At 51.2% G+C, this 8,001-nt stretch carries 13 protein-coding genes; 8 read left to right on the top strand and 5 right to left on the bottom strand.

Annotated features, from left to right (window positions below):
• Window positions 1–913, top strand: a 913-nt coding sequence (locus ABEV74_RS15300; protein WP_430147187.1) for a DUF2325 domain-containing protein, incomplete at its 5' end; no start/stop codon positions are given.
• A 234-nt stretch (window positions 914–1,147) separates the two neighbouring features.
• Here ABEV74_RS15300 and ABEV74_RS15295 read toward each other — a convergent pair.
• The 3 genes from ABEV74_RS15295 to ABEV74_RS15285 all read right to left on the bottom strand — a co-directional run bounded on the left by ABEV74_RS15295 (window position 1,148) and on the right by ABEV74_RS15285 (window position 2,495).
• Entirely contained in the window at window positions 1,148–1,369 is a 222-nt protein-coding gene (locus ABEV74_RS15295) for a hypothetical protein (protein WP_430147184.1), read from the bottom strand.
• Window positions 1,370–1,559: 190 nt separating this feature from the next.
• On the bottom strand, window positions 1,560–2,198 hold the full coding sequence (locus tag ABEV74_RS15290) for a hypothetical protein (RefSeq protein WP_430147181.1): 639 nt from the start codon (window positions 2,196–2,198) through the stop codon (window positions 1,560–1,562).
• 78 nt (window positions 2,199–2,276) lie between these two features.
• Window positions 2,277–2,495, bottom strand: coding sequence for a helix-turn-helix domain-containing protein (locus ABEV74_RS15285; RefSeq protein WP_430147178.1), 219 nt, complete (start codon window positions 2,493–2,495; stop codon window positions 2,277–2,279).
• 172 nt (window positions 2,496–2,667) lie between these two features.
• Between ABEV74_RS15285 and ABEV74_RS15280 the strand changes: the two genes are divergently transcribed.
• The 5 genes from ABEV74_RS15280 (at window position 2,668) to ABEV74_RS15260 (ending at window position 6,060) form a co-directional block, all read left to right on the top strand.
• Window positions 2,668–3,465: a ParM/StbA family protein gene (locus ABEV74_RS15280; protein ID WP_430147176.1), complete on the top strand. Its 798-nt coding sequence runs from the start codon at window positions 2,668–2,670 to the stop codon at window positions 3,463–3,465.
• Window positions 3,466–3,699: 234 nt separating this feature from the next.
• Window positions 3,700–3,903: a hypothetical protein gene (locus ABEV74_RS15275; protein WP_430147173.1), complete on the top strand. Its 204-nt coding sequence runs from the start codon at window positions 3,700–3,702 to the stop codon at window positions 3,901–3,903.
• Window positions 3,904–3,993: 90 nt separating this feature from the next.
• Entirely contained in the window at window positions 3,994–4,119 is a 126-nt protein-coding gene (locus tag ABEV74_RS15270) for a hypothetical protein (RefSeq protein ID WP_430147171.1), read from the top strand.
• Window positions 4,112–5,476, top strand: coding sequence for an FtsK/SpoIIIE domain-containing protein (locus ABEV74_RS15265; RefSeq protein WP_430147168.1), 1,365 nt, complete (start codon window positions 4,112–4,114; stop codon window positions 5,474–5,476). Before ABEV74_RS15270 ends, ABEV74_RS15265 begins: the two co-directional genes overlap by 8 nt.
• Window positions 5,473–6,060: a replication-relaxation family protein gene (locus ABEV74_RS15260; RefSeq protein WP_430147165.1), complete on the top strand. Its 588-nt coding sequence runs from the start codon at window positions 5,473–5,475 to the stop codon at window positions 6,058–6,060. Before ABEV74_RS15265 ends, ABEV74_RS15260 begins: the two co-directional genes overlap by 4 nt.
• Before the next feature lie 154 nt (window positions 6,061–6,214).
• Here the strand turns inward: ABEV74_RS15260 and ABEV74_RS15255 are convergent, their stop codons facing one another.
• Both ABEV74_RS15255 and ABEV74_RS15250 read right to left on the bottom strand, forming a co-directional pair.
• Window positions 6,215–6,478 (bottom strand): helix-turn-helix domain-containing protein, encoded by a 264-nt coding sequence (locus ABEV74_RS15255; protein ID WP_430147164.1) that lies wholly within the window; start codon window positions 6,476–6,478, stop codon window positions 6,215–6,217.
• 199 nt (window positions 6,479–6,677) lie between these two features.
• Window positions 6,678–7,079 carry a helix-turn-helix domain-containing protein gene (locus ABEV74_RS15250; RefSeq protein ID WP_430147162.1) on the bottom strand — a complete coding sequence of 134 codons (402 nt, stop codon included), beginning with the start codon at window positions 7,077–7,079 and terminating at the stop codon, window positions 6,678–6,680.
• A 219-nt stretch (window positions 7,080–7,298) separates the two neighbouring features.
• Between ABEV74_RS15250 and ABEV74_RS15245 the strand changes: the two genes are divergently transcribed.
• Window positions 7,299–7,529 (top strand): helix-turn-helix domain-containing protein, encoded by a 231-nt coding sequence (locus tag ABEV74_RS15245; protein WP_430147160.1) that lies wholly within the window; start codon window positions 7,299–7,301, stop codon window positions 7,527–7,529.
• Window positions 7,507–8,001, top strand: a 495-nt coding sequence (locus ABEV74_RS15240) for a BRO-N domain-containing protein (protein WP_430147159.1), incomplete at its 3' end; no start/stop codon positions are given. The genes ABEV74_RS15245 and ABEV74_RS15240, both read left to right, overlap by 23 nt.

Here is an 8,001-nt window from a genome sequence, read left to right as displayed (position 1 = left end):
TCAGCAGGCACGCCGAGACGCTTTAATACACGTTAAGGACAAGGCGACATTCTGGCGGGCGGCAAATGAGTATTTTGTCCGCGAAGAGCTGCTATACATCGGTGCAATGGGTTGGGTCGCGGACTTACTCGTAAAGCGTTACGGTCTTAGGAGGACGCAGTTTGCAATCCTGCACTTTCCGATCCCGGAGGCGCACGAGCCACTCCGGGCGCAAGCAATGGGCAAACTTTTTCGGCGGGACAAAGGAGACAACGCTTTTCTGTTGCGTCACATTGCCCGATTGACCGAACAACTCGATGCCGCCAAAAAGCGCACGTCGGAGATTTACCGGGCCAACGAGCGGCTAAAGGCGGAGGTTGCTGAGTCGCAGCGCAAACTGGCAGACGCCTACGCGACGATTCGGAGACTGGAGGATAGCAAGATTGTCTCGGTAAGGGAGCCGGAAGACAAGCGGCGGCTCCGAGAGCAGAAGGCGTTTATCGCCGATCTGCTGGCCGAAGTCCGGCGGCTTCGTTCTATGTTGCCGGAGGAAGAAACGCAGGATCCGGAACCGGAGGACACCACAAACGAGGAAGCGCAGCCGGATAAAGAGCCTGACTTTACTCACTTGTCCGGATTGACCGTTGCGCTGATCGGTGGTCGCGACGGTCATGCCGAACTAGACGGGTATCCTTGTCGGGTTTTGCGTCACGGCGGGCGCAAATTTGACCCGGATTATTATGCGACGCTTGCAGCTGCTGATGTTATTGTTGTATTAACTCGGTTTATATCGCACGCGGCCATGTGGGACGCCCGGGCGTACGCAGTAGAATCGGGAAAGCCGATCCTTTATAGTGAGGCAATCAACGTCGCCCGGATACTCGGGCAGATCCCGCCTATCAACCCAAAAAAAGGCGAAGAGCAGGAGGCTTAATGCCGACCTGCTCTTTTTTTTGGTTCTTCGGATTTTATGGAGGAATTGGAATAAAGAAAGACGCTCATTTTCGAGCGTCTCGGTAATCCTCTATTTGCTTCCGAGTCCATATCGGCCCGCTCGCGAGCCGTTGTATCGGTTCTGGAAACGCCCCGCGTCGCATATATACGCCAACTCTACGTTTGTCCCAGCCGAGGATTTCCGCAGCTTCGGCGTATCCTGCGAGCGGGGGAATCAGTTTCCCACTGCGAGGGTTGTGACGTACTTATAGATTATCTGGTCAAAGTCGTCTACCGTCTCTTCGTAGAGGTGTGCCCGCGTGGCCTCGCGTTCCCAGGCTTCGTCGCCAACTCGACCCTCTTCGACCTCAATAAGAGACATCGCCAGATCGTCGTATTCGCTGATCTGGTTGGCGGGCGCTCCAGAATCATCGTTAAAAATAACATAAAATTTCATTTCAATCCATCCTTTCGCCCTCATCCGGTATCTCCGGCCTATTGGTGTTATGTATGTCTTGTTTGTATGTCTTTATCATACATGATATGTATGTTAAAGTCAACATTGTGTTGGAAAATTATTTTTGACTTTCCACTACAAAATCCGAATACCCCAAAAAATAAAAGAGGCCGGGAATCCGTCCCCGGCCTCATTCTTCTCCAACCAATTTGAACTTGCCATCTTTGTATGTTCCGAGAGGATAATTTTGCACCGTTATCTCATGCTCGATTTCATTCCATTTTGGAGCGTAATCCATGTACTCTTGTCTTACCATTTCGTAATAAGTGCCTGCTTGATCTAAGATACTCTGGGTCATTACACGTAACTCCCGATCAGAGTAGTCGAATTTACCCTCCCCTTGGTATCTCAATGCAGTGGATGGCTGCATACCAAGATCTATCTTCGCCCCGCTGGTCCCCATCGAGGTCAGTGTTTTCCAGAATATAATACTTTCGATTTTAAAATTGTCAGTTACAACAGCGCCGCTTTCCATGTCATGAGCGAGCGCAGCAAAGATTTGCGCGTTGAAATATTGCTTATTGACTTTATCTTGTTCTGCAAATTTCTCCGATATACTATCATAACTCTTTTGTAAATCTTCAAAGGATTGCTCCAATTCAGCAAATGAACTTTCTGTGCTGACGCTTTTGACATATGTCACATAAGCAAAAACGATTGCGGCGATAGCGAGGATTATGGCTGCTGCCGAAATCGCTACCAGCCCTTTTGAGACACCGCTTTTCCCAGGTGTCAGATTACTCTTTTCGACCACCATCACGTCTTCCAACTACATTCTCCCCTATCATCTAATATTTACCGCATATTCTACTACAAAAGTCCCGCATTGGCGATATGTGGAAACCCTTCAGAACCAAAAATCACCGGCCCGGACATCATATCCATGTTTGCGTAATGCTGCTACAATCCGCTGGACGGTCCTTTCCTGCGGCTCCACCTCCCCGCTGCAAAGCCCCGAAATAGTGTTCCTTCCGACTCCTGACTCCTTTGCGAGCCACCATTGCGTCAGCTTGTTCTGATCAAGAAATGTTCCCAGCTTCGTCCTTTTCTTGCCTAAACCCATCATATGGATCGCCTCCTGCCTCTATGAACAGGATGGACAATCTATGAAAAAATTATTCAAAAACTGTGCAACTTGAGCAAGCAGTTGGTCATAGGCTACTGACATAACCGGATACATCACGACAGGATTCGCGATCGTGTGGTTCGGTAACCAGTGAGGCAAGGAGAGTGATGTCATGGGCATTGTGGCGATCGATGCCGGCGGTGCGGAAACGAAGGTTTATGACGGCCGGCAGCTTCGGAGATTTCCGTCGATGATCGGCGACTGGCGGGAACGGAAGCTGCAGCAGAGACACGGAGAACATGACTACGAATGGGAGTACGACGGCCGGAAGGGCTTCGCTGGCACGCTGGCGCTTTACGAGAGTGAGTGCGCAGAAAGCCAAAAGGGCGACACTAAGGCGCATCCTGACGCCCGCCTGCGCGTGTTGATCGCGCTGCATCAGTACGCCGAAGGTATGGAGCATTCGATCGTCGTCGGCCAGCCGATCGGACGGCATACGCCGGCTGAAAAAGACGAGATCAAGCGTATGCTGGTCGGCCGACATGAATTGACCGTGAATGGCGAGCGCCGGGTCTTGGTCATCCGACGCTGCGAGGTAGCCGCAGAGGGCGTAACAGCCGGGCTTCTCGCGACGGAAGGGGGAACGATCCGTGTCATCGACATAGGCAGCGGAACAGTCAATTTTGGGACGCTGATCGACCGACGTTTTAATGACCGCGGGAGTTTTACGCTCCCCGCCGGACTGGAGACGGTACGCTCCGCCGATGCCCTGGGGCGTCAGATCGCTCTTAGGGCGCTTGCGGCCGGTTGGAAGGGGGACGATGCACTCTATCTGTGCGGCGGCGGAGCGGAGCCGCTCATGCCTCACATCAAGGTGTATTTCCCGGGAGTGCGCTTGCTCGACGGCGATCCGGTCTTTGCAAACGTCCGGGCATTTTATTTGATCGCGAGGCGATTGTATGGCGGCTGACGTTCAGATCGAGCGGGTGCAGGTGTGTTTCAACGTTCGGGATCCGGATCAGCTGGCGTTGTTCGAGCGAGTATGCAGCAGGCCAAACCGCTCCGCGTATATCAAGCGGTTGATCGATCGGGATATGCGCGGTGGGACTGTAGGATCGGGGCCGGCACGGGCGACTACGAGGCCGGCAAACGAAGATTTTTCGATTGAGGAATTCATCTGAATTTTTGAGAGGAGAAATGCTGAATGGTCGAATTGACACCGATCTTTAAGATTTTGGGCGTAGGAGTCGCGTCGCATTTCGGGGGCGTCGCGCTCGAAAACATGGGGCACGGCGGCAAGGTCGTGTATCTGAAGATCGCCGGCTACGTCGTATCGGCATATATCGCCTTCGACGCCTGGTGGGATGCGCTGCGGCACATCGCGCACCTGTTCGGGGTGATCGTATGAGCAAGCTTGCAATCCTCATACTGCTTAAGCTGTATCTGGACCATCGACGCAATCGCGTGCAGGTAATCGGGCCGATCGGAGGTGTCCGCCATGAGTGATCGTATCGGCTGGTCGCTGGTCGGTCTGGCCGGCGTTCTGGGCGCCTACGCGAGCTATCTTTTCCATCGCCGTCTTTGCCGGGAACTCGCTGCGGAGATCGTCGATTGGTTTGTCTGATACCGCAATAGGTTCCGCAGTAGCTGCCCCGGAAATAACCGGTGTAGCACTACCACGGAAGTACAAGCAAAAAAAGCAGAAAAGAGCGAAATTCTATATTTTGTTTAAGGAGCGACGCAAAATGATTTTAAGGAGCGATCGCAAAATGATTTTAAGCGGGGCGACTGTAATGGCGGCGGCGGCCGCCAAAATCATCGGAGCGGCCGCCAGCTTGTGGGTAGCTCGAACAGCCTGGAAGGCGATGCCAGAGCCAGCGGTCCGGGCGAAGCTGCGAAAGCTTTTCCGCGACGGCGAGATAGTCCTTAAACGCAAAGGGCACAAGGGAAAGGAACTCCGAAAGTATCCCGTCCTGCAGCGGGTATCGATCTATTCCGACTGCTTCCAGGCTGTTTTTTCGTTGCCCGACGGGCTGGACCCTGCTGTGATCTACAAGCGCGATTGGCTCTTTCAGCAGGTGTTTGGCGAGCATCTTGAGCTGACGGGCACCGCAAAGACATTTACGCTGACCGTGTACGCTGTTGGTAGCAATCCCTTCGACTATGATCCCGAGTCCGTCAGCAAGGCCGTGGAGGGCCTGAGATTGCCGATCTATGTCGGCCGCAGCCGGACCGGCGAGGAAGTCTATGACATGGTTGATCACCCGCATTTGCTGATTGCCGGAGAGACTGGCAGCGGTAAGTCCGTCGCCCTGAGATCGATCTTGACGACGCTGATTCGGTCGACCGATAACCTGCAGCTGTATTGCGCCGATATGAAGCGGTCCGAGTTCCATGTTTTCCGCGACGTCGCCGATCAGGTCGTCGTGGAGGTTCCGCAGCTTCATACGCTGCTGCTCAAACTACGCAAGGAGTTACGCCGGCGCGGCGACCTGCTCGACAAGGCTGGGCTCGCCAATGTCGTCGATCTCCCAGAGGCGGAGCGGCCGCCGTTCATCGTTCTGGCAATTGATGAGGTAGCGCTGCTTAAAAAAGAAAAAGACCTCATGGAGGTCATAGAGGAGATCAGCGCGATCGGCCGGGCACTCGGGGTATTCCTGATCCTCTCGATGCAGCGTCCGGATGCCGACGTACTCGATGGTAAGCTCAAAAACAATCTGACTGTAAGAATGGCGTTCCGTCATGCCGATGAAATTAATAGCAGGATAACGATCGGCAGCGGGGAGGCAGCAGAGATCAAGCAGAGCCAGAAGGGGCGCATGGTTTTCAAGCTTGATGGCTGGCGGTACGTTCAGGGGCCGCATCTCGATCTCCCGAGGGCAAAGGCGCTGCTTGAGCCCTACAAGCGCCCTACAGCGCCTCCTGAGCCGCCAGAGACGCCAGAGGGAAATGAGGAGATAGAATGGGGGCTGATCGAATGATTGCGCGCGACAGGGCCATTATATCCGATCTGGAACGGTTTCGATGCCTTACGAGAGACGATGTCGCGGAACTGCACTTCGCGGGGTTGAGAGATCCGGTGAAGGCAGCCAACGCCGCCCTGCTGCGGCTTCGGCGGGACGGCCGAATTGCTGTATCTCGGGCCCGGCGGAAGTATATCTATTTCCCGGTTCCGGGTATCAAGAAGGATAGCGCTAAGATCGATCATTTCCTCGCCATCGTGGATTTTTACCGGCAACTCCGCAGGATTGAGGAGCCACGACGCTTTGAAGTCGAGCCGAAATATGGTAAAGGACGTCCGGAACCGGATGTGTTTACGATCTGGAAGGGGGTGCCGTGGTTCGTCGAGATTCAACGGACAGTATACAGCGACAAAGTAATGAGTCAGAAGTTGGATCGTTATGAGGCATATTTTCATAGCGGGGAATGGGAAAGGGAACCGTGGCAGCCACGAGAAAAGAAGTATTTTCCCTATGTCTGGATATTAGGTGCAGTGAATTATAGGGTTCATGGAAGATCATTCCGTATACTTCAAACGAAGGTTGAGGATGTTTGCAAAATGTAATTTATTACTATTTTCGATTCGACACAATGTGACAGATTGTTGCATCGGAAAAGATTAAAATTATTAGAAAAAGAATGAAGGGAGGAGAGGGACAAATGTATTCCGAATCTGAACTCATACGTTCTTAAAATCTCCAGAGGGGAGTGCGGATTTTTTAGTCCCGCATTCGCCTGCTAGAATTGGCATTTAGCCTCCAGGTGTAAAGTTGATCCATCCGTATATTTAATATTACGGATACTGTGTACATGGCATCTGCGTTCATCAATCGCTCGTTATTGCACCAATACGATACGATGCGCGTAGAATAGCCAGTTCGCCGAGACAGTTCTGCTTGTGAAATTCCTCTGTTGTTGAGCCAATACTGAAGCAGGCACTCCCCACGGGAGAAGTGCTGCAAATTGTTTGTCCCTCCAATCATGTCGAGGATTGTCGATAATTTTTCTGGGTCAAAATGCTTATTTAGCGAACATTCGTTCGTGTTAGGTGTTATAATTACTACATGAGATTATCACCCAAGGGGGTACATATTATGGGAAAACAGATTGACCTTGAAAAAATTATCTCTGGACTAAAGTCCATGGGTGTCGATACTTCACAAGTGGAAGCGAGGCTTGCTGTTATACTTTCCAACGCTTCAACGCAGCTTCAAGAAGATCAATAATGTCTTTCGCCTCGTCTTCGCTTAGAACATGCCCCTTGTAGACCAGTTTGTATTGATTCAGTCTTTCAATGGGGATCTCCGCCAGCTCCGATTCCTCGTGAGGATCGGGCTTTTTTACTTCTTCGAAATTATTAACATCTGTTTTTCCGATCAAATAATCTACAGTTGTTTTCAAAATATCAGCTAAATCTGCGGCGATTTCGGTTGTCAATCGCCGCTCCCCTTTTTCGATGTCGTAATAATACTGAGGCGTTATCCCCAACAGCTGCGCAATCTTAATCCCACTCAATTTCCGTTCTTTCCTTAACCTCCGAAGACGACTTTCTTCACCGTGTTTGTATTTTTTATTTTCGTCCAATTCCTTCTAACCTCCTTGTTTAAGCATATTGCTGAACTCAATAATAACATTAAGCAAATAAGTAGACAAACAGCAAAATGATGAAAATGAGAGAAAAATTAAGCAAAATGCTAATATTTGCTTTAAAAATAAGCATTTTGCTTAAATTAAGGGCTTTTTGCACTTTGTCCAATGTAAGCATAATGCTTATTATATGGACAAGGGAGGTGAAATATACCAATGAATTTTTCGGAAGCTGTAAAACTGGCCATGGATGCTCACAACATGAGTAAAGCGGATCTAGCAAGAGCAACAAAATACAGCTACCAGTATATCAGCGACTTGCTTGTCGGGAAAAGACGTTGGCATGAAGTCGTAATCAACAAGGTTTGCGAAGCTCTTGGAATCAAAATCGAAATCATTTTTGAGGTCGGGGAGGGAGAATCCGGTGAACAATCATCAAGTCTTTAATTTCAACGGTTTGCAGGTTCGGACGGTCGACAAGGACGGTCAACCGTGGTTCGTTCTAAAAGATGTCTGCGAAGTGCTCGACCTAGCTCACAGGGTTGTCAGGCAAAGACTTTCCGATGACGTATGTTCAACATACGCCATCCCAGATGCGCTTGGCCGGCAGCAGGAAACGACGATCATCAATGAGGATGGCTTATACGATGTCATTCTCGAAAGCCGCAAACCGGAGGCCCGGGCGTTTCGCAAATGGGTGACCAGCGAAGTCCTTCCGTCGATCCGGCGAACCGGCAGCTATGCGCTTCAACCCATGACCACAGCTGAGATGATCGCCGCCATCGCCAATCAAGCCGTTGAACAAGAGCGTCGTTTGGCAGCGGTGGAAAAGCGACTTGACGATACGGCAGAGATTCTGGCGCTTAACCCGACGGAGTGGCGCCGGAAGACGACCGCCCTCCTGAACAAGATCGCCAAG

It is taken from the genome of Paenibacillus cisolokensis (genome assembly GCF_050481165.1).
GTDB lineage: Bacteria > Bacillota > Bacilli > Paenibacillales > Paenibacillaceae > Paenibacillus_AH > Paenibacillus_AH cisolokensis.
The sequence above is the reverse complement of the archived record's forward strand: the minus strand, read 5'-3'. Positions and strand labels throughout refer to the sequence as shown.